Genomic DNA, 18212 nt, shown 5'->3' with positions numbered 1-18212 from the left:
CACGAACGACAGCGAGACACAGCCATGCGTCTCAGGCGCCTTCCCGCCATCGCCCTGGGGCTGCTGGCCACGGCCGGCAACGCCCTCGCCTCCCCCTTCTACGCGCCGCCCGCGCCGAAGGCGGATGCCCCGCCCTGGAGCGGCGAGACCGAGCTCGGCTTCACCCACCTGGCCGGCAACACCGACAGCCAGACCCTGATCGCCAAGGGGCGCCTCATCTGGCTGACCGGCCCGCTGACCCACAGCCTGCGCGGCGAGGTCCGCCACGTGACCCAGGACGACGAGACCAGCGCCGAGCAGTACCTGGTGGCCATGCGGGAACGCTACGATATCGAGGGCCCGCACTACCTGTTCGGCTTCGCCCGCTGGGACAAGGACCGCTTCAGCGGCTACGACTACCAGATCACCACCATCGCCGGCTACGGCCGGCAACTCCTCGACAGCGACGACCAGTCGCTGTCCCTGGAGGCCGGCCCCGGCTATCGCCTCGACAGCGTACGCGACGCCCGGAACGAGCGGCTCGCCGTGCTCTACGGCGCCATGGACTACCGCTGGACATTCTCCGACACCGCGAGCGTCAGCCAGGAGCTGTCGGTCGAGGCCACCGACGACAACACCACCTCACGCTCCCTGACGTCGCTGACGGCACGCCTCAACGACCACCTGGCGCTCAAGCTGTCCCACGAGATCGAGCACAACTCCCGCCCCCCCGAGAGCGCCACGGCCCGCACCGATCTCACCACCAGCGCCTCGCTGCTCTTCGACTGGTAGGCCAGACACGACGACGCCGGCTCGAGGGCCGGCGTCGTCGTGTCAAGGACGGGTCTCCGGCGTCAGCCGCCGTAGACATCCTCCACCGTCTTGAGGGGATAGTGGGAGGGATAGGGCTTGCGCGCCACGCCGGAGTCCACCGCCGCCTGGGCCACGGCCGAGGGCACCCGCTCCAGCAGCCGCACGTCCACCGGCGTGGGGATGATGTAGTCGCGCCCGAAGGTCATGCTCTCCATGTCGTAGGCATCCAGCACCGCCTGGGGGACCGGCTCCCGCGCCAGGTCCTTGAGGGCATGCACCGCCGCCACCTTCATCTCCTCGTTGATGCGGGTGGCCCGCACGTCCAGGGCCCCCCGGAAGATGAACGGGAAGCCCAGGACGTTGTTGACCTGGTTGGGGTAGTCCGAGCGCCCCGTGGCCATGATCACGTCCGACCGGGCCTCCCGGGCCAGGTCGGGATGGATCTCCGGGTCCGGGTTGGTGCAGGCGAAGACCACCGGGTTCGGGGCCATCTTGCGGATATGCTCGGCGGTCATCAGCCCGGGGCCGGAAAGCCCGACGAAGACATCGGCCCCGTCGATGGCGTCATCCAGGGTCCGCTTGTCCGTCTCGACGGCGAACATGGCCTTGTATTGGTTGAGATCCTCGCGACCGCTGTGGATCACGCCCTTGCGGTCGAGCATCACCAGGTTCTCGGCCCGGGCCCCGCAGGAAACCAGCAGCTTCATGCAGGCGATGGCCGCCGCCCCGGCGCCCAGGCAGACGATCCGGGCGCTCTTCAGCGACTTGCCGGCGATATCCAGGGCGTTGAGCATGCCGGCGGCGGTAACGATGGCCGTGCCGTGCTGGTCATCGTGGAACACCGGGATGTTGCACTGCTCGACCAGGGCGCGCTCGATCTCGAAGCATTCCGGCGCCTTGATGTCCTCGAGGTTGATGCCCCCCCAGGTGTCGGCGATGCGGGCCACGGTGTCGATGAAGGCCTGGGGACTCTCGGCATTGACCTCCAGGTCGATGGAGTTGATGCCGGCAAAGCACTTGAAGAGCACGCCCTTGCCTTCCATCACCGGCTTGCTGGCCAGGGCGCCCAGGTTGCCCAGGCCGAGGATGGCGCTGCCGTCGGAGATGACCGCGACCAGGTTGCCCTTGCCGGTATAGAGATAGGCGTTTTCCGGGTCACGGGCGATCTCGCGAACCGGCTCGGCCACGCCCGGGCTGTAGGCCAGGGCGAGGTCCCGGGCCGTGGCGGTGGGCTTGGTCAGCTCCACCGAGAGCTTCCCGGGAATGGGTTTCGCGTGATAGTCCAGCGCCGCCTGTCTCTTCGCGTCTGTCATGCTCAGGATCCGGTCCACAGTGGTGTTGAGGCCATCCAGAATATAAAAAAAAATTCCATTTCTCAACTTGAAGCGCTTTCCCCCGATTTCCCGTCGAGACATCGCGCGTTTGGCGACAATCCCTTCTATTTGGCGAAATCTATACTTCCACCCCTCACCATAAACAATCCCTTATTGGTTAACCTTAGTCCCCTTCCGATCGAGTAGGAAGGGGAGTCGCCTCCCCCGTCCTCTCACACCACCGGGCATACGGTTCCGTACCACGGCGGTTCACGAAGAACGGCTAAGCCCTCTTACCGTATCGAGTACCGAGATCAGGCCCAGCCGATCGAACCACTTCCGTGGCAGGGCCTGATTCATGTGCGAAGCACCGGCATTCCACCAGGGGCCTCGCCCATTCCCGGCTGACTTCCACGCCCGATAGTCGTCCAGACCCAGTGCCAGAAGCTTACGGCGCCGGGTCCGCGGGCGTTTCCATTGCCGCCAGACCACGTCGCGTAACCGGCGGCGTATCCACCCATCCAGCGCTTCCAGCGGGCGCTTCACATCGACGAGACTGAAGTAACTGGCCCAGCCCCGCAGGACGGGGGCCAACTCCCTCGTGACGCGCCGAATATGGCGTCCCCTGCCACGCTTGAGGATCTCGCGGACACGCTGCATCAAGCGTGGCAGGCTGGCCTTGGCCAGCGTCAGCTTCGGCAGCTTGTGCCGGGTCAGCGTGTAGCCCAGATACCCCCGGTTCCAAGGCCGCTCCACCGCACTCTTGTCACGATTGACCGTCAGCCTGAGCGAGCTCTCGAGAAAATCACTCAGGCTGGCCATGACGCGCTCGCCCGCTCGCCGACTCCTGACATACACCTGCATATCGTCGGCGTAGCGGCAGAAGCGGTGACCGCGGCGCTCCAGTTCCTTGTCCACGTCATCCAGCAGGATGTTGGCCAGCAGCGGGCTGAGCGGTCCGCCCTGGGGCGTTCCCTGCCGGCGTGACGCGGCCTGGCAGTCCTGGAACAGACCGGCTTCCAGATAACGACGGATCAGGCGCAACACCCGCTTGTCGCGGACGCGGCGCGCGACCCGCGCCATCAGCAGGTCGTGGTTCACTCGGTCGAAGAAGGCTTCCAGGTCGAGGTCGACCACCCAGCGGTGGCCGGCCGTGACATGGGTCTTCATCGCCGCGACAGCCTGCTGGGCGCTGCGTTTGGGGCGGTAGCCGTAGCTCGATGCGGAGAAGCTCGGATCGAAGAGCGGCGTCAGCACCTGCAGCAGCGCCTGCTGGATCAGCCGGTCGGTGACCGTGGGGATGCCGAGCTGTCGTGTCCCGCCCTTGGACTTGGGGATCTCGACGGCTCGGACTGGGCTGGGGTGGTACTCACCGGCCAGCAGCCGCTCGCGCAGCGTCGGCCAGTGCTGTTTCAGGTGGTCAGCCAACTGCTCCACCGTCATGCCATCGGCACCCGGCGCGCCTTTGTTGGCGACCACCCTCCGGTAAGCCCGCGCCATGTTAGCCTTCTCTACCACGGCCTCCATGAGCGGGGCGGGCTCCGCTTTCGTCCACGATGACGACGCCGGGACCGTCTCGACGCCCACCGGCCGAGACTCGGGGTGCTGCCCCTGCCCCTCTGGGTGGGTGGCGGTATCAGCGCCGCTTTCTGTCTTCATGATCGATCCTCGAGACGTCATCGCCTACTCGCGGTTCTTCATGTTCGGCCCTTGGTGCCGCGGTGAACCGGCACTTACTATGGCCTCTGCTGACGTCTGGTGGCCCATCCCGCCGCCTCTCGACGCCGGTAGCACCGTGGCAGACCACCAGACCTCCCAGGGTAAGACGCGCGACCTTCCCGCTTATGCCTGTCGGATTTACGTCATGGCGTTCCGTGCAAGTACTGGGCTTTGATGATTGATGCCATCTCACCCCGCCATGACGCCTCATATCCGCTTCCTGTTCGTCAGGCCAGCGTTTTGCCTCGAGCTGCCTTCAGATTCCCCCTCGCGGGAGACACCCTTGCCGTCGGCTAGCACTTCCCCTTGCCGGGCGTGCAGGGGACTTTCACCCCCAAGTCATCCCGAGGCACCACCCTCGGGAACAGCGCCAGTCAGGCGCTGCGCGCCATGCCTGGCGCACACCAAAAAAGAAACCCGCCGAAAAGGCGGGTTTCTTCATCGATGTCGACGCGCTCGGCGTTGCGGCGCCGAACGACGCATCAGCGCTTGAGCGCGGCACCGAAACGCTTGTTGAAGCGCTCGACGCGGCCACCGGTGGTCGCCTGCTTCTGCTTGCCGGTATAGAAGGGGTGGCACTGCGAGCAGACGTCCAGGGACAGGTCCTGGCTGGCGGTGGAGCCCACTTCGAAGGTGGCGCCGCAGGAGCAGGTCGCGCTGACCGTCTTGTAATCCGGGTGGATACCTTGTTTCATCTTGAGCCTCGTTGAGCGGTATGCCGCCACCTGATCCGCTGCCAGGCACCGCATACGGGTTGTCGGAACGTTCGAACCGGTCACCCGCGCCCCCTGGAGGGTGCGGGGCGACGCATTCTAGCAGAGCCGTCCCCGGAGGCCAATTGTCCGAATCATCCCCCCGGCCCGCCCCCCGCGTGCTGGGCGTCGCCATCCCCTCGCCACTGCGCCGCCTGTTCGACTACCGCCCCGGCGGCGAGACGCCGGCCGGTGGCTGGCAGCCCGGCCTGCGGGTACGGGTGCCGTTCGGGCGGCGCCAGGTGGTCGGGGTGGTCCTCGAGTGCCGCGACGACAGCGCCCTGCCGCTGGCCACCCTCAAGCCCGTCGACGCCTGCCTCGACGACGCCCCGCTGCCCGAGGACTGGCTGTGGCTGTGCCGGTTCACCGCCCGCTACTACCAGCACGCCCCCGGGGACACCCTGCATCAGGCGCTGCCCGCCCTGCTGCGCCAGGGACGGGCCCTTGAGGCCCGCACCCGGGAACGCTGGCGGGTGACGGCCCTGGCCGAGGGGGAGGCACCGCCCGGCCTGGCCCGGGCCCCACGCCAGGCCGAGCTGTTGGCCATGCTGCGTCAGCATCCCCACGGCCTGGTCACCCAGGCCGTGCTCGCCCAGTCGTTCAGCCGCGACCAGCTCAAGGCGCTGGTCGACAAGGGGCTGGTCGAGCGCCTCGAGGAGCCACGGACCGCCACGTCGACCGGCCAGGCGGAGCCGCTGCTGGCCGAGCCGGCCCTGCCGCTCCAGCGGGAGCAGGCCACCGCCCTGGCCGGGCTGCACGAGCGCCTCGATGCCTTCCACCCCTGCCTGCTGCACGGGGTCACCGGCAGCGGCAAGACCGAGGTCTACCTGCAGCTGATCGAGGCCGTGGTGGGCCGGGGGCGCCAGGCCCTGGTGCTGGTGCCGGAGATCGGCCTCACGCCGCAGACCCTGGCGCGCTTTCGCAGCCGCTTCCGGGTGCCGGTGGTCGCGCTGCACTCCGGGCTCACCGACCATGAGCGCCTGGACGCCTGGGAGGCCGCCGCCAGCGGCCGCGCGCCCATCGTCATCGGCACCCGCTCGGCGATCTTCACGCCACTGGCCCGCCCCGGGGCGATCATCGTCGACGAGGAGCACGACGGTTCCTTCAAGCAGCAGGAAGGGTTGCGCTACCACGCCCGGGACCTGGCGGTGGCTCGCGCCCACCGCCACGGCATCCCGCTGGTGCTGGGCAGCGCCACGCCGTCGCTGGAGACGTTGCAACGGGCCCTGGCCGGCGACTATCGCCACCTGCGGCTGACCCAGCGCGCCAGCCGCCACCCCCCGGCCCGCCTGGAGCTGGTCGACCTGCGCGGCCGCCCGCGCCGGGGCGGGCTGATCCCGCCGGTCATGGAGGCCATCGCGTCGACGCTGGCCGCCGGCCATCAGGTACTGGTGTTCATCAACCGTCGCGGCTTCGCCCCGACCCTGGCCTGCCATGCCTGCGGGTGGATGGCCGAGTGCGACCACTGCGACGCGCGCATGACCCTGCACCGCCAGCCGCCGCTGCTGGCCTGCCACCACTGCGATCGCCGCCGGGCGCTGCCCGACGCCTGCCCCGACTGCGGCAGCGCCGACCTGCGCCCCCTGGGCAGCGGCACCGAACGCACCGAGGAGACCCTGGCCGAGCGCTTCCCCGAGACGCCCGTCCATCGCATCGACCGCGACAGCACCCGGCGCCGCGACGCCCTGGAGCAGACCCTGACCGAGGTGCGGCGCGGCGCGCCCTGCCTGCTGGTGGGCACCCAGATGCTGGCCAAGGGCCACCACCTGCCCCACGTCACTCTGGTGGTGGTGGTCAACGCCGATGCCGGCCTCTACTCGAGCGACTTCCGCGCCCTGGAACACAGCGCCCAGCTGCTCGAGCAGGTGGCCGGCCGCGCCGGCCGCGCCGCCCATCCCGGCCGGGTGCTGGTGCAGACCCTGCATGCCGACGACCCCAACCTGCGCCTGCTGGCGGCCCGCGGCTACGATGCCCTGGCCGAACAGCTGCTGGCGGAGCGCCGCGCCGCGGCCCTGCCCCCCTTCCGCCACCTGGCCCTGCTGCGCCTGGAGAGCCCCCGGGAGGAGGCGGCAAGCGAGCTCGGCGGCCGCGCCGCCGGCGCCCTGCGCGAGTACCTCGCCGAGCGCGGGCTGGCGGTGGACTGCCTGGGCCCGGTGCCGGCGCCCATGGAACGCCGCCAGAACCGCTACCACCTGCAAGTCATGCTCGGCGCCGACAAGCGCAGCCGGCTCCACGAGGCGGGCGCCTGGCTCGCCGCCTGGCTGGAGGCCGAACCGGCGGCTCGGCGGGTGCGCTGGTCGCTGGATATCGATCCGCAGACTCTCAGCTGAAAGCGGAAAGCTGGAAGCTGGAAGCTGGAAGCTGGAAAGTAGGTGTCGCCTCCGAGACACGGGCCAAGGTTTTTTTCCAGCTTCAGGCTTATAGCTTAGAGCTCCGGGCGCAGCCCGGTCGGGCAAGGGTTTAAAGCCCGACCCCAATTGTCGATAATGTGCAGCCAAATGCCCGCCGACGGGCGAACGACACGCCCGCGCCACAGGACATCAGATTCCCCATGAAAGACACCATCATCTCCCTGCTGGAGGGCGCCCTGGACGAACTCAAGCGCCAGGACGTCCTGCCTTCCGAGCTCGCCCCGACCATCAAGGTCGATCCCACCAAGGACAAGGCCCACGGCGACTACGCCACCAACCTGGCCCTGATGCTCGCCAAGCCCGCCGGCAAGAAGCCCCGCGAGCTGGCCGAGGCCCTGGTCGCGGCCCTGCCGGAAAGCGACGCCGTGGCCAGGGTGGAGATCGCCGGCCCCGGCTTCGTCAACTTCTTCGCCGCCACCGACGCCGCCGCCCAGGTCGTGCGCCAGGTCCTCGACAGCGGCGACGCCTTCGGCCGCAGCTTCACCGGCCAGGGCCACAAGGTGCAGGTGGAGTTCGTCTCCGCCAACCCCACCGGCCCGCTCCACGTCGGCCACGGGCGCGGGGCGGCCATCGGCGACTGCCTGTGCCGCCTGCTGGAGGCGACCGGCCACGACGTCACCCGCGAGTTCTACTACAACGACGCTGGCGCCCAGATCACCAACCTGGCCCTCTCGGTGCAGGCTCGCGCCAAGGGCATCGACCCCGAGGACACCGGCTGGCCCGCCGACGGCTACCGCGGCGGCTACATCATCGACGTGGCCGACGCCTACCTGGCCCGGGAGACGGTGCATGCCGACGACCGCCACGTCACCGCCGAGGGCGACCCGGACGACCTGGACGCCATCCGCGACTTCGCCGTGGCCTACCTGCGCCGCGAGCAGGACCTCGACCTGCGCGCCTTCGGCGTGGCGTTCGACGTCTACTTCCTCGAGTCCTCGCTGTACCGCGACGGCAAGGTGGCGGCCACCGCGGCCCGCCTGGCGGAGAAGGGCCATACCTACGAGCGCGAGGGCGCCACCTGGCTGCGCACCACCGACTTCGGTGACGACAAGGACCGGGTGATGCGCAAGTCCGATGGCGACTACACCTACTTCCTGCCCGACGTCGCCTACCACCTCGACAAGTGGCAGCGCGGCTTCACTACCGTGATCAACGAGCAAGGCGCCGACCACCACTCCACGGTGACCCGGGTGCGCGCCGGGCTGCAGGCCCTGGAGGCCGGCATTCCCGAGGGCTGGCCGGACTACGTGCTGCACCAGATGGTGATGGTCACCCGCTCCGGCGTGGAGGTGAAGCTCTCCAAGCGGGCCGGCAGCTATGTCACGGTGCGCGACCTGATCGACGAGGTGGGCCGCGATGCCACCCGTTTCTTCCTCGCCGCCCGCCGCGCCGACTCGCAGCTGACCTTCGACATCGACCTGGCCCGCTCCCAGTCCAACGACAACCCGGTCTACTACGTCCAGTACGCCCATGCCCGGGTCTGCAGCATGCTGCGCAAGGCCGAGGCCGAGGGCCAGCCCTTCGACCACGCCCTGGCCATGGACAGCCTGGCGCTGCTCGACGCCGACCAGGAGAAGACCCTGCTCAACCGCCTGGCGCGCTACCCCGAGGTGGTCGAGCATGCCGCCGCCGCCCGGGAGCCCCAGCAGATCGCCCAGTACCTGCTCGATCTCGCCGCCGAGTTCCACACCTGCTACAACGCGGTGAAGGTGATGGTCGAGGACGACGCCCGGCGCAATGCCCGCCTGGCGCTGGGCCTGGCCACCCGCCAGGTGCTGCGCAACGGCCTGGACCTGATGGGTGTCGGCGCCCCCGAGGAGATGTAAGTCATGGCCAGCCGCAAGCCTCCCGCCAACCGCAAGCGCGGCGCCACCAGCAGCAAGCGGCGCCCGGCCAGGCCCCAGCGGCACGGACTGCCCGGCTGGCTCTGGGGGCTCGCCGGCCTGGTCGGCGGCTTCCTGATCTCCCAGCACCAGCACGGCACGGCGCCCTGGCAGGACGGGCCGGTCACGCCGCTGGCCACGGTGGTGCCCAAGCCCGCGCCCTCGTCCGACGGGGCGAGCAACGGGGGGAGCGCGCCGACGCCGGACGAGCCGCGCATGCCGACCTTCGAGTTCTACACGCTGCTGCCGGAATCCGAGGTGATCGCCCCGGGGGGCCAGGTGCCGGCCTCCACCGCCACCCCGCCGCCGAAGCCCCCCGAAGCCGAGGAGGAGGAGGCCCGCCCGACGGTCGCCGCGGACGATCCCATCGCCCAGGTGATCGCCGCCAACAGCGCCCCCGCCGAGGCAACCACTGAGGCGGCCTCGTCCACCGACGCCGGGGACGGCAAGCGCTACGTGCTGCAGGCGGCCTCCTTCCGGGCCTCCGACGATGCCCATCGCCTGGCCGGCCGCCTCCAGGACTTCGGCCTGCTGGCCAAGATCAGCGAGGTCCAGACCGGCGACGGCGCCACCTGGCACCGGGTCCAGGTGGGCCCCTACAGCGACCGTCGCGAGCTCAGCCGCGCCCAGGACCTGATGGTCACCCAGGGCATCGAGCCGCTGATGATTCAGCTGCAATAACGGCTCGGCACGGTTGAATTCCCGCCCGGGCGCCCACACCTCCCCTGAAGTTCACTCACGGCGCCCGGGCCACCCGCGGCGCCGAAAGTCATCGGGAGTCTTCGTCTCCCACAAGGAGTCCCCTCCATGACCACGATCGTTTCCGTGCGTCGCGGCGACCGGGTGGCCCTGGCCGGCGACGGCCAGGTCTCGCTGGGCAACACCGTGATGAAGGGCAACGCCAGCAAGGTGCGTCGCCTCTACCGCGGCCAGGTGCTGGCCGGCTTCGCCGGCGGCACCGCCGATGCCTTCACTCTCTTCGAGCGCTTCGAGGCCCAGCTCGAGAAGCACCAGGGCAACCTCACCAAGGCCGCCGTGGAGCTGGCCAAGGACTGGCGCACCGACCGGGCCCTGCGGCGCCTGGAGGCGCTGCTCGCCGTGGCCGACAAGCACGCCTCGCTGATCATCACCGGCAACGGCGACGTGGTGGAACCCGAACGCGGCATCCTCGCCATCGGCTCCGGCGGCAACTTCGCCCAGGCCGCGGCCCGCGCGCTGCTCGAGAACACCGAGCTGCCGGCCCGCGAGATCACCGAGAAGTCGCTGGAGATCGCCGCCGACATCTGCGTGTTCACCAACCACAACGTCACGCTGGAAGAGCTCTGACCATGACCCGGATGACCCCCCGCGAGATCGTCCATGCCCTGGACCAGTACATCATCGGCCAGCAGGACGCCAAGCGCGCCGTGGCCGTCGCCCTGCGCAACCGCTGGCGGCGCATGCAGCTCGACGGCGAGCTGCGCCAGGAAGTCACCCCCAAGAACATCCTGATGATCGGCCCCACCGGCGTGGGCAAGACCGAGATCGCCCGTCGCCTCGCCAAGCTGGCCGGCGCGCCCTTCATCAAGGTCGAGGCCACCAAGTTCACCGAGGTGGGCTATGTGGGCCGGGACGTGGAGTCCATCGTCCGCGACCTCACCGAGGCCGCCATCAAGCTGGTCCGCGAGCAGGCCAAGGACGAGGTGCGCCATCGGGCCGAGGATGCCGCCGAGGACCGCATCCTCGATGCCCTGCTGCCACCGCCCCGCGGCCAGGAGGACCAGCCCCGCGCCGAGAGCTCGACGCGCCAGACCTTCCGCAAGAAGCTCCGCGAGGGCGACCTCGACGACAAGGAGATCGATGTCGAGGTGACCCAGCAGGGCCAGGGCATCGACATCATGACCCCGCCGGGCATGGAGGAGATGACCAACCAGCTGCAGAGCCTGTTCTCCAGCATGGGCAAGCAGAAGACCGAGACCCGCCGCGTGGCGGTGTGCGACGCCTTCGCCCTGCTGCGCGACGAGGAGGCCGCCAAGCTGGTCAACGAGGAGGAGATCAAGCACCGCGCCATCGAGGCCGTGGAGCAGAACGGCATCGTCTTCCTCGACGAGATCGACAAGGTCGCCAAGGGCAGCGGCCAGTCCAGCGGCGGCGAGGTCTCCCGGGAAGGCGTGCAGCGTGACCTGCTGCCGCTGATCGAGGGCTCCAGCGTCTCCACCAAGTACGGCATGGTGAAGACCGACCATATCCTGTTCATCGCCTCCGGCGCCTTCCACCTGTCGCGCCCCTCGGACCTGATCCCCGAGCTGCAGGGCCGGCTGCCGATCCGTGTCGAGCTCGATGCGCTGACGCCGGACGACTTCCAGCGTATCCTCACCGAGCCCTCCGCGGCGCTGACTCGCCAGTACGAGGCGCTGCTCAGGACCGAGGGTCTCGAAGTCACCTTCACCGAGGACGGCATCGAGCGCATCGCCGAGATCGCCTGGAAGGTCAACGAGGGCACCGAGAACATCGGCGCCCGCCGCCTGCACACGGTGATGGAGCGTCTGCTGGAGGAGGCCTCCTTCAAGGGCTCCGACATCGGCAGCCCGCTGACCATCGATGCCGCCTACGTCGACTCCCAGCTCGGCGAGCTGGCGATGGACGAGGACCTGTCACGATATATTCTGTGAGGTAGGCGCCAACCAGAAGCTACACAGGCTTCGATGCGTAAGCTGGAAGCTATAAGCTGTAAGCTTGAAGCAACCACGGCCTATAGCTGGACTGGTTGGCAAAACTCCCACAGGAAACGTCTCACAACCGTCGCTATCGGCGGTTGTGCTCTTCCAGCTTCACGCTTCCGACTTCAAGCTCACCGAAGGTGCCTATGTCCGCCCCGATTCCCGTCAAGGTGCACTACCACAAGCAGGACCGCGAACTGGAGCTGACCTACGAGGGCGGCGAGAGCCACCGCCTCTCGGTGGAATACCTGCGCGTCTTCTCCCCCTCCGCCGAGGTGCGCGGCCACGGCCCGGATTCCGCCACCCTGCAGGTCGGCAAGAAGCACGTCGGCCTGGCCAACATCACCCAGACCGGCCGCTACGCGCTCAAGCTGCACTTCGACGACGGCCACGACAGCGGCCTCTACAGCTGGGACTACCTGTATGCGCTGATCCGCGACCGGGAGGCCAACTGGGCCGACTACCTGAGGCGTCTCGAGGAGGCCGGCGCCTCGCGGGAGCCGCTGGGCATCGAGATCAAGCAGCTGTAAGGCAACGCAATCGCCCGAGGGGCGCCGGGGGCAGGTCGAAGAGGGGGTCTTTTGCCTTGGGTGAGGCGGACTCCGCCGAACGGGCTGGCCATGGATGGCCAGCACCGGCCCTGCAAGCGGAGCAGGATGCGAGAGCACCGCAGGGCAAAAGTAGCGCCCAGGGATGGGTCCACAGTGCCCCCTCGAAGACCTGTCGACGGATCAGCCCCGAGCCACAACTCAAGCAGCGATAGCCCTGAGCTCCAAGCCCGACGTCAAGACAAGGGCATCCGGGGAGCGCTACAATGGCGCCCCATCGGCGGAGCCCTTCGGCTCCGCCTCCCATGTGCAGCTGACTCGGGAGCCTCCCTCGCATGACCCCCAGCGACAAGCGCACCACGCACTTCGGCTATCAGGAAGTCCCGGTCGACGAGAAGGCCTCCCGCGTGGCCCATGTCTTCCACTCCGTGGCGTCCCGCTACGACGTGATGAACGACCTGATGTCCTTCGGCATCCACCGCCTGTGGAAACGCCTGACCATCGAGCGTGCCGGGGTACGCCCGGGCCACAGCGTGCTCGATATCGCCGGCGGCACCGGCGACCTGACCGGGAAGTTCTCGCGGCTGGTCGGGCCCCGCGGGCGGGTAGTGCTCGCCGACATCAACGAGTCCATGCTGCGGGTCGGCCGCGACAAGCTCCTCGACCGGGGCGTCGGCGGCAACGTCGAGTACGTCCAGGCCAATGCCGAGACCCTGCCCTTCCCGGACAACACCTTCGACTGCATCACCATCGCCTTCGGCCTGCGCAACGTCACCGACAAGGACGCCGCCCTGCGCTCCATGGCCCGGGTGCTCAAGCCCGGTGGCCGCCTGCTGGTGCTGGAGTTCTCCAAGCCCGGCAACCCGCTGCTGACCCGCGCCTACGACGAGTACTCCTTCCGCCTGTTGCCGCGCATGGGCGAGCTGGTCGCCGGGGACGCCGACAGCTATCGCTATCTCGCCGAGTCGATCCGCATGCATCCCGACCAGGAGACCCTCAAGGGCATGATGGAGGCCGCCGGCCTGGAGCGCGTCGAGTACACCAATCTCACCGGGGGCGTCGTCGCCCTGCACCGCGGCATCAAGCTGTGAGGTCGTGATGGCGCTGACACCGACCCTGCTGCTGAGTGGCCTCGAACGCAGCCTCAACGTCCTGCTCGCCCGCGACCCCGCCGCCCCCGCGCGCCTCGCCCGCCTGGCGGGCCAGCGCATCCTGCTGCGCCTCGAGCATCCGCCGCTGGCGCTCGCCGTGCACTTCCATGCCCAGGGCCTGGACCTGCTGCGCCAGGACGAGGCCCCCGAGGAGGCCTACGACGCGGTCGTCGAGCTCGATGCCGAGACCCTCGGCGAGCTGCTCGGCGGCGCCCCGGTGGAACGGCTGATGTTCCAGGGCAAGCTGTCGGTGCGGGGCCGCGTCCACCTGCTGGAGGCCGCCCGGGACCTGCTGCTGGACCTGGACCTGGACTGGGAGGGCGAACTGGCCCGCTGGCTCGGCGACATCCCCGCCCACAGCCTGGCCGAGGGCATCCGCAGCCTGGGTCGCTGGGGCCTGCGCACCCGCCAGGAACTGTGTGCCGACGTCTCGGAGTATGTCTTCGAGGAGGCCCGGCTGCTGCCGGGCCGCTACCAGCTCGAGATCCTGCGCGATCACCTCACCGAGCTGGAGGTCGCCACCGACCGCCTCGAGGCCCGCCTCGAGCGCCTGCGTCGTCGACTGTCGGGCCAGGAGGGCCGCGCATGATCCCGCGCCTCCTGCGCATCGGCTGGGTGATCACCCGCTACCGGCTCGACACCCTGCTGCCCCTGGAACGCCTGCCCTGGTGGCTGCGCCTGACGCTGACCCTGTCGCCACTGCGCCTGGTGCCGATCGGGCCCCGTCCCCGGGGCGAGCGCCTGCGCCTGGCCCTGGAGACCCTGGGACCGATCTTCGTCAAGTTCGGCCAGGTGCTGTCGACTCGCCGCGACCTCTTCCCCGAGGACATCGCCGACGAGCTCAAGCGCCTGCAGGACCAGGTCCCCCCCTTCCCCGGTCGCGAGGCCCGCGCCCTGGTGGAGGACGAACTCGGCATGCCGCTGACCGAGGCCTTCGCCGACTTCGCGCCCGAAGCGCTGGCCTCTGCCTCGGTGGCCCAGGTGCACGCCGCCCGCCTGCACGGGGGGGAGGACGTGGTGGTCAAGATCATTCGCCCGGGCATCGAACGGGTGATGCGCCAGGACATGGCGCTGATGTACCGGGTCGCCGCCCTGCTGGCGCGCATTCCCGAGGCCCGCCGGCTGCGTCCCGTGGAAGTGGTGCGCGACTACGAGTCGACCCTGTTCGACGAGCTCGACCTGACCAAGGAGGCCGCCAACACCTCCCAGCTCAAGCGCAACTTCAAGGGCTCGCCGCTGCTGTTCGTGCCGGGCATCCACTGGGAGCTGACCCGCCGGCGGGTGATGGTCCAGGAGCGCATCCACGGCGTGCCGGTGGCCGACACCGCGGCCCTGGCGGCCCAGGGCACCGACCTCAAGACGCTCGCCGAGCGCGGCGTGGAGATCTTCTTCACCCAGGTCTTCCGCGACAACTTCTTCCATGCCGACATGCACCCGGGCAACATCTTCGTCTCCCGGGAGACGCCCTGGAACCCCCAGTACATCGCCATCGACTGCGGCATCGTCGGCAGCCTGACCCGCGAGGACCAGGACTACCTGGCCCGCAACCTGCTGGCCTTCTTCCATCAGGACTACTACGAGGTGGCGGCGCTGCACATCGAGTCGGGCTGGGTCGGCGAGGATACCCGGGCCAACGAGTTCGCCGCGGCGGTACGTACCGTCTGCGAGCCGATCCTCGAGAAACCCCTCAAGGACATCTCCTTCGGCCAGGTGCTGCTGGGGCTGTTCCAGACCGCGCGGCGCTTCAACATGGAGGTCCAGCCGCAGCTGGTGCTGCTGCAGAAGACCCTGCTCAACATCGAGGGCCTGGGCCGCCAGCTGTATCCGGACCTGGACCTGTGGGCCACCGCCAAGCCCTACCTGGAGCAGTGGATGAAGGAGCGGGCCGGCGCCCGCGGCTTCTGGGACTCCCTCAAGCGCCAGGCGCCGGAACTCTCCCGCCAGCTGCCGGAACTGCCGGTGCTGGCCCACCAGGCCCTGGCCCGCGCCGAGCATGGCCATCACCAGCATCGCCGCCAGGCCGAGGCCGTCGGCGCCATCCGCCGCCAACTCGACCGCCAGGGGCGACGTCACCGCCGGCTGCGCCTGGGCCTGCTGCTGGTGGCGGTGGCACTCGCCTGGCAACCGCTGGTCGAATGGGCAGGCGGCCAACCCTGGCCGGTGCTCGGCGCCGCGGTGCTGGGCGGCCTGTTGCTGGCGTGGAACTGACGATCCCCTGTAATGGAACCTTCTCCCATGAGCGATATTCTCGACCACCTCCATGACGTGCTCGAACAGCGCCGCCAGGCGGCCCCCCGGGACTCCTACGTGGCCAGCTTGCATGACAAGGGCCTGAACAAGATACTCGAGAAGGTCGGCGAGGAAGCCACCGAGACCCTGCTGGCGGCCAAGGATGCCGAGCATGGGGACGCGGCGCAGCGCCAGGCAGTGATCGCCGAGACGGCCGACCTGTGGTTTCATAGCCTGGTGATGCTCTCGCATCTGGGGCTCGACCATCAACAAGTGCTCGACGAGCTCGCGCGCCGCTTCGGCCTCTCCGGCCATGACGAGAAGGCCGCGAGGCAACGCTAGAATCGACCATTCCGGGCGAGGCCCGGGACCCTACCAGAGGAAGTCACTATGTTAGGTGGTATCAGTATCTGGCAGCTGCTGATCGTGCTCGGCATCATCATCCTGATCTTCGGCACCAAGAAGCTGCGCAACGTCGGCGGCGACCTGGGCGGCGCCGTGAAGGGCTTCAAGAAGGCCATGCACGACGAGGACAAGGGCGAGGATACCGACAAGCCCCAGGCCCAGGTGCGCCACGACGACGAGGGCCATACCTACGACGTCAAGGCCGAGCAGAAGCCCGAAGAACGGGAAGAGCGCAAGTAAGCCGCCATGTTCGACATCGGCTTTCTCGAACTGTTGATCATCGGCGTGGTGGGCCTGCTGGTGCTGGGCCCCGAGCGCCTGCCCAAGGCCGCCCGGACCCTGGGCCTGTGGATCGGCAAGATCAAGCGCACGGTCTCCGGCATGCAGCGCGAGATCAGCGCCCAGCTGGAGGCAGAGGAGCTGCGCCAGAAGCTCGACGAGCAGCAGAAGAAGCTCGACGAGGGCGTCAACCGGGTCAAGCGTGACGTGGAGGGCCTCGCCGACACGCCATCGCGGGACGCCGCCAAGCCCGCCGCCGAGGAGGCGCCCTCCTCGCCGCCTCCCGAGCAGCGCCTCGACGATGCCCTGGCCAGGGCCCGCGAGACGACCGCCGATGAGCCAGATGCCGACGCCCACAAGGACTCCGCCGCGCGATGAGCCACTCCGACGACTCCCGGGACTCCGGGCAGGCCCAGGCCCCGCTGATCGAGCACCTGATCGAGCTGCGCTCGCGGCTGATGCGGGCCGTGGTGGCCATCCTGGTGATCTTCCTCGGGCTCTACGCCTTCGCCAACGATATCTACGGCTTCGTCGCCGAGCCGCTGATGGCGTTGCTGCCGGCAGGCTCCCAGATGATCGCCACCGAGGTCGCCTCGCCCTTCCTGGCGCCCTTCAAGCTGACCCTGGTGGTGGCGGTGTTCATCGCCGTGCCCTATGTGCTCCACCAGGCCTGGGCCTTCGTGGCCCCGGGGCTCTACGACAACGAGAAGGCCCTGGCGCTGCCGATCCTCGCCTCCAGCGTCCTGCTCTTCTACGCCGGCGCGGCCTTCGCCTACTACGTGGTGTTCCCGCTGCTCTTCCAGTTCTTCACCCAGACCGGGCCGGAGAACGTCGCGGTGATGACCGACATCAACGCCTACCTGAACTTCGTCCTCAAGCTGTTCTTCGCCTTCGGGGTGGCCTTCGAGATCCCCATCGCCACCTTCCTGCTGATCCTCAGCGGGGCGACCACGGTGGAGAGCCTGTCGAAGAAGCGCCCCTACATCATCCTCGGCTGCTTCGTGGTGGGCATGCTGCTGACCCCGCCGGACGTGATCTCCCAGAGCCTGCTGGCGGTGCCCATGTACCTGCTCTACGAGGTCGGTCTGCTGTTCGGGCGGCTGGTGCGCCGCAAGCGCGAGAAGGACGCCGCCGACGAGGAATAAGCCGTAAACTCGAAGCTCGAAGCTCGAAGCTCGAAGCTCGAAGCTCGAAGCTCGAAGCTCGAAGCTCGAAGCTCGAAGCTCGAAGCTCGAAGCTCGAAGCTCGAAGGCAAGTTAATACAGAGCGCCTCCATGGCAACGCCATGGAGGCGCTGTTCTTCCAGCTTGTCGCTCACAGCTCCCGGGCGAAGCCGGAGCGCCGGACCGCCGGGTCACAGGTCCATCAGCTCGTCGATGCGATCGACCAGCTTGAAGATGCCAGTGGCCGCCTCGCCGATGCGGGTGGCCAGCATGTAGGCCGGGGTGGTGACCACGCGATGCTCGAAGTCGACCACGATGTCCTCCACGCTGCAGCTGCGGTGCAGGCCGCCCATGCTGCTGATCGCCCCGGCCACGCCCGGGTCATGACCGATGGTCACGGCGATGCCGGGCCCCAGCAGGCGCGGCACCATCACCGGGGCGATGCACATCAGGCCGATCGGCTTGCGATCCTCGTGGAAGGCGGCCAGGGACTCCACCAGGTCCCCCTGGATCACCATGTCGGCGCCGGCCTCGGCGAAGTTGGAGAGGTTCTTGGCCGCGCCGAAGCCGCCCGGCAGGATCACCGCCTCGAAGCCGTCGGCATCGAGCTCGGTCAGCGGCTCGATCTCGCCCCGCGCCAGACGCGCCGACTCGACCAGCACGTTGCGCCACTCCCCGTCGGCCACCTCGCCGCTGCGATGGTCGATGACGTGTTGCTGGTCGATGTCCGGCGCGAAACAGCGGTAGCCGATCCCCAGCTGGTCGAGCCGCAGCAGGGTCAGGGTCGTCTCGTAGATCTCCGAGCCGTCCTGCACGCCGCACCCCGACAGAATGACCGCCACCTGTTTGCTCATGTCCTTCTCCTCGA

18 protein-coding genes are annotated in these 18212 nt (G+C 68.8%); 14 read left to right on the top strand and 4 right to left on the bottom strand.

From position 1 onward, the window contains the following. Positions 1–24: 24 nt before the first annotated feature. Complete coding sequence (locus tag OCT48_RS02445) at positions 25–771, top strand: YdiY family protein (protein WP_263591167.1); 747 nt, start codon at positions 25–27, stop codon at positions 769–771. 62 nt (positions 772–833) lie between these two features. On the opposite strand, the gene OCT48_RS02440 is transcribed toward OCT48_RS02445, so the two are convergent. The 3 genes from OCT48_RS02440 to rpmE all read right to left on the bottom strand — a co-directional run bounded on the left by OCT48_RS02440 (position 834) and on the right by rpmE (position 4519). Beyond that, positions 834–2105, bottom strand: a complete 1272-nt coding sequence (locus OCT48_RS02440) for a malic enzyme-like NAD(P)-binding protein (RefSeq protein ID WP_263591166.1) — start codon at positions 2103–2105, stop codon at positions 834–836. 270 nt (positions 2106–2375) lie between these two features. Next, the gene (gene ltrA / locus OCT48_RS02435; protein ID WP_263589980.1) at positions 2376–3764 is read right to left on the bottom strand and encodes a group II intron reverse transcriptase/maturase; all 1389 of its coding nucleotides are present in this window, start codon (positions 3762–3764) and stop codon (positions 2376–2378) included. 542 nt (positions 3765–4306) lie between these two features. Then, on the bottom strand, positions 4307–4519 hold the full coding sequence (gene rpmE / locus OCT48_RS02430; RefSeq protein ID WP_263591165.1) for a 50S ribosomal protein L31: 213 nt from the start codon (positions 4517–4519) through the stop codon (positions 4307–4309). Positions 4520–4539: 20 nt separating this feature from the next. On the opposite strand from rpmE, the gene OCT48_RS02425 reads away from it, so the two are divergent. The 13 genes from OCT48_RS02425 (at position 4540) to tatC (ending at position 17326) form a co-directional block, all read left to right on the top strand. After that, positions 4540–6906, top strand: a complete 2367-nt coding sequence (locus tag OCT48_RS02425; protein WP_263591164.1) for a primosomal protein N' — start codon at positions 4540–4542, stop codon at positions 6904–6906. 221 nt (positions 6907–7127) lie between these two features. Then, entirely contained in the window at positions 7128–8813 is a 1686-nt protein-coding gene (argS, locus tag OCT48_RS02420; protein WP_263591163.1) for an arginine--tRNA ligase, read from the top strand. 3 nt (positions 8814–8816) lie between these two features. Then, complete coding sequence (locus OCT48_RS02415) at positions 8817–9551, top strand: SPOR domain-containing protein (RefSeq protein ID WP_263591162.1); 735 nt, start codon at positions 8817–8819, stop codon at positions 9549–9551. 126 nt (positions 9552–9677) lie between these two features. After that, the gene (gene hslV, locus OCT48_RS02410) at positions 9678–10196 is read left to right on the top strand and encodes an ATP-dependent protease subunit HslV (RefSeq protein ID WP_263591161.1); all 519 of its coding nucleotides are present in this window, start codon (positions 9678–9680) and stop codon (positions 10194–10196) included. Positions 10197–10198: 2 nt separating this feature from the next. After that, positions 10199–11521 carry an ATP-dependent protease ATPase subunit HslU gene (gene hslU / locus OCT48_RS02405; protein ID WP_263591160.1) on the top strand — a complete coding sequence of 441 codons (1323 nt, stop codon included), beginning with the start codon at positions 10199–10201 and terminating at the stop codon, positions 11519–11521. A gap of 194 nt (positions 11522–11715) precedes the next feature. Then, positions 11716–12099, top strand: a complete 384-nt coding sequence (locus OCT48_RS02400; RefSeq protein ID WP_263591159.1) for a DUF971 domain-containing protein — start codon at positions 11716–11718, stop codon at positions 12097–12099. Positions 12100–12452: 353 nt separating this feature from the next. Beyond that, positions 12453–13208 carry a bifunctional demethylmenaquinone methyltransferase/2-methoxy-6-polyprenyl-1,4-benzoquinol methylase UbiE gene (gene ubiE / locus OCT48_RS02395; RefSeq protein ID WP_263591158.1) on the top strand — a complete coding sequence of 252 codons (756 nt, stop codon included), beginning with the start codon at positions 12453–12455 and terminating at the stop codon, positions 13206–13208. Positions 13209–13215: 7 nt separating this feature from the next. Beyond that, positions 13216–13857, top strand: a complete 642-nt coding sequence (locus tag OCT48_RS02390; RefSeq protein ID WP_263591157.1) for an SCP2 domain-containing protein — start codon at positions 13216–13218, stop codon at positions 13855–13857. Further along, positions 13854–15476 carry a ubiquinone biosynthesis regulatory protein kinase UbiB gene (gene ubiB / locus OCT48_RS02385; RefSeq protein WP_263591156.1) on the top strand — a complete coding sequence of 541 codons (1623 nt, stop codon included), beginning with the start codon at positions 13854–13856 and terminating at the stop codon, positions 15474–15476. The genes OCT48_RS02390 and ubiB overlap by 4 nt, the downstream gene beginning before the upstream one ends. Before the next feature lie 27 nt (positions 15477–15503). Then, positions 15504–15839, top strand: a complete 336-nt coding sequence (locus tag OCT48_RS02380) for a phosphoribosyl-ATP diphosphatase (RefSeq protein WP_263591155.1) — start codon at positions 15504–15506, stop codon at positions 15837–15839. A 48-nt stretch (positions 15840–15887) separates the two neighbouring features. Next, a complete protein-coding gene (gene tatA, locus OCT48_RS02375) occupies positions 15888–16142 on the top strand; it encodes a Sec-independent protein translocase subunit TatA (RefSeq protein ID WP_263591154.1) in 255 nt (84 codons plus the stop codon). 6 nt (positions 16143–16148) lie between these two features. Beyond that, entirely contained in the window at positions 16149–16559 is a 411-nt protein-coding gene (tatB, locus tag OCT48_RS02370; protein WP_263591153.1) for a Sec-independent protein translocase protein TatB, read from the top strand. Beyond that, the gene (gene tatC, locus OCT48_RS02365; RefSeq protein ID WP_263591152.1) at positions 16556–17326 is read left to right on the top strand and encodes a twin-arginine translocase subunit TatC; all 771 of its coding nucleotides are present in this window, start codon (positions 16556–16558) and stop codon (positions 17324–17326) included. The genes tatB and tatC overlap by 4 nt, the downstream gene beginning before the upstream one ends. 209 nt (positions 17327–17535) lie before the next feature. Here tatC and elbB read toward each other — a convergent pair whose 3' ends face one another. Continuing rightward, positions 17536–18198: an isoprenoid biosynthesis glyoxalase ElbB gene (elbB, locus tag OCT48_RS02360; RefSeq protein ID WP_263591151.1), complete on the bottom strand. Its 663-nt coding sequence runs from the start codon at positions 18196–18198 to the stop codon at positions 17536–17538. Positions 18199–18212 lie beyond the last annotated feature (14 nt).

Source organism: Halomonas sp. M4R1S46 (genome assembly GCF_025725685.1).
GTDB lineage: Bacteria > Pseudomonadota > Gammaproteobacteria > Pseudomonadales > Halomonadaceae > Halomonas.
Note: the sequence above shows the minus strand (reverse complement) of the source record. Positions and strands in the feature narration are given on the sequence as shown.

Coding starts and splice junctions, on each gene's coding strand:
- OCT48_RS02390 (WP_263591157.1), top strand. CDS start 13,216: ATGGCGCTGACACCGACCCTGCTGCTGAGTGGCCTCGAACGCAGCCTC.
- OCT48_RS02440 (WP_263591166.1), bottom strand. CDS start 2,105: ATGACAGACGCGAAGAGACAGGCGGCGCTGGACTATCACGCGAAACCC.
- OCT48_RS02400 (WP_263591159.1), top strand. CDS start 11,716: ATGTCCGCCCCGATTCCCGTCAAGGTGCACTACCACAAGCAGGACCGC.
- ubiE (WP_263591158.1), top strand. CDS start 12,453: ATGACCCCCAGCGACAAGCGCACCACGCACTTCGGCTATCAGGAAGTC.
- OCT48_RS02415 (WP_263591162.1), top strand. CDS start 8,817: ATGGCCAGCCGCAAGCCTCCCGCCAACCGCAAGCGCGGCGCCACCAGC.
- argS (WP_263591163.1), top strand. CDS start 7,128: ATGAAAGACACCATCATCTCCCTGCTGGAGGGCGCCCTGGACGAACTC.
- OCT48_RS02445 (WP_263591167.1), top strand. CDS start 25: ATGCGTCTCAGGCGCCTTCCCGCCATCGCCCTGGGGCTGCTGGCCACG.
- hslV (WP_263591161.1), top strand. CDS start 9,678: ATGACCACGATCGTTTCCGTGCGTCGCGGCGACCGGGTGGCCCTGGCC.
- tatA (WP_263591154.1), top strand. CDS start 15,888: ATGTTAGGTGGTATCAGTATCTGGCAGCTGCTGATCGTGCTCGGCATC.
- tatB (WP_263591153.1), top strand. CDS start 16,149: ATGTTCGACATCGGCTTTCTCGAACTGTTGATCATCGGCGTGGTGGGC.
- rpmE (WP_263591165.1), bottom strand. CDS start 4,519: ATGAAACAAGGTATCCACCCGGATTACAAGACGGTCAGCGCGACCTGC.
- ltrA (WP_263589980.1), bottom strand. CDS start 3,764: ATGAAGACAGAAAGCGGCGCTGATACCGCCACCCACCCAGAGGGGCAG.
- OCT48_RS02380 (WP_263591155.1), top strand. CDS start 15,504: ATGAGCGATATTCTCGACCACCTCCATGACGTGCTCGAACAGCGCCGC.
- hslU (WP_263591160.1), top strand. CDS start 10,199: ATGACCCGGATGACCCCCCGCGAGATCGTCCATGCCCTGGACCAGTAC.
- ubiB (WP_263591156.1), top strand. CDS start 13,854: ATGATCCCGCGCCTCCTGCGCATCGGCTGGGTGATCACCCGCTACCGG.
- tatC (WP_263591152.1), top strand. CDS start 16,556: ATGAGCCACTCCGACGACTCCCGGGACTCCGGGCAGGCCCAGGCCCCG.
- OCT48_RS02425 (WP_263591164.1), top strand. CDS start 4,540: ATGCCGCCACCTGATCCGCTGCCAGGCACCGCATACGGGTTGTCGGAA.
- elbB (WP_263591151.1), bottom strand. CDS start 18,198: ATGAGCAAACAGGTGGCGGTCATTCTGTCGGGGTGCGGCGTGCAGGAC.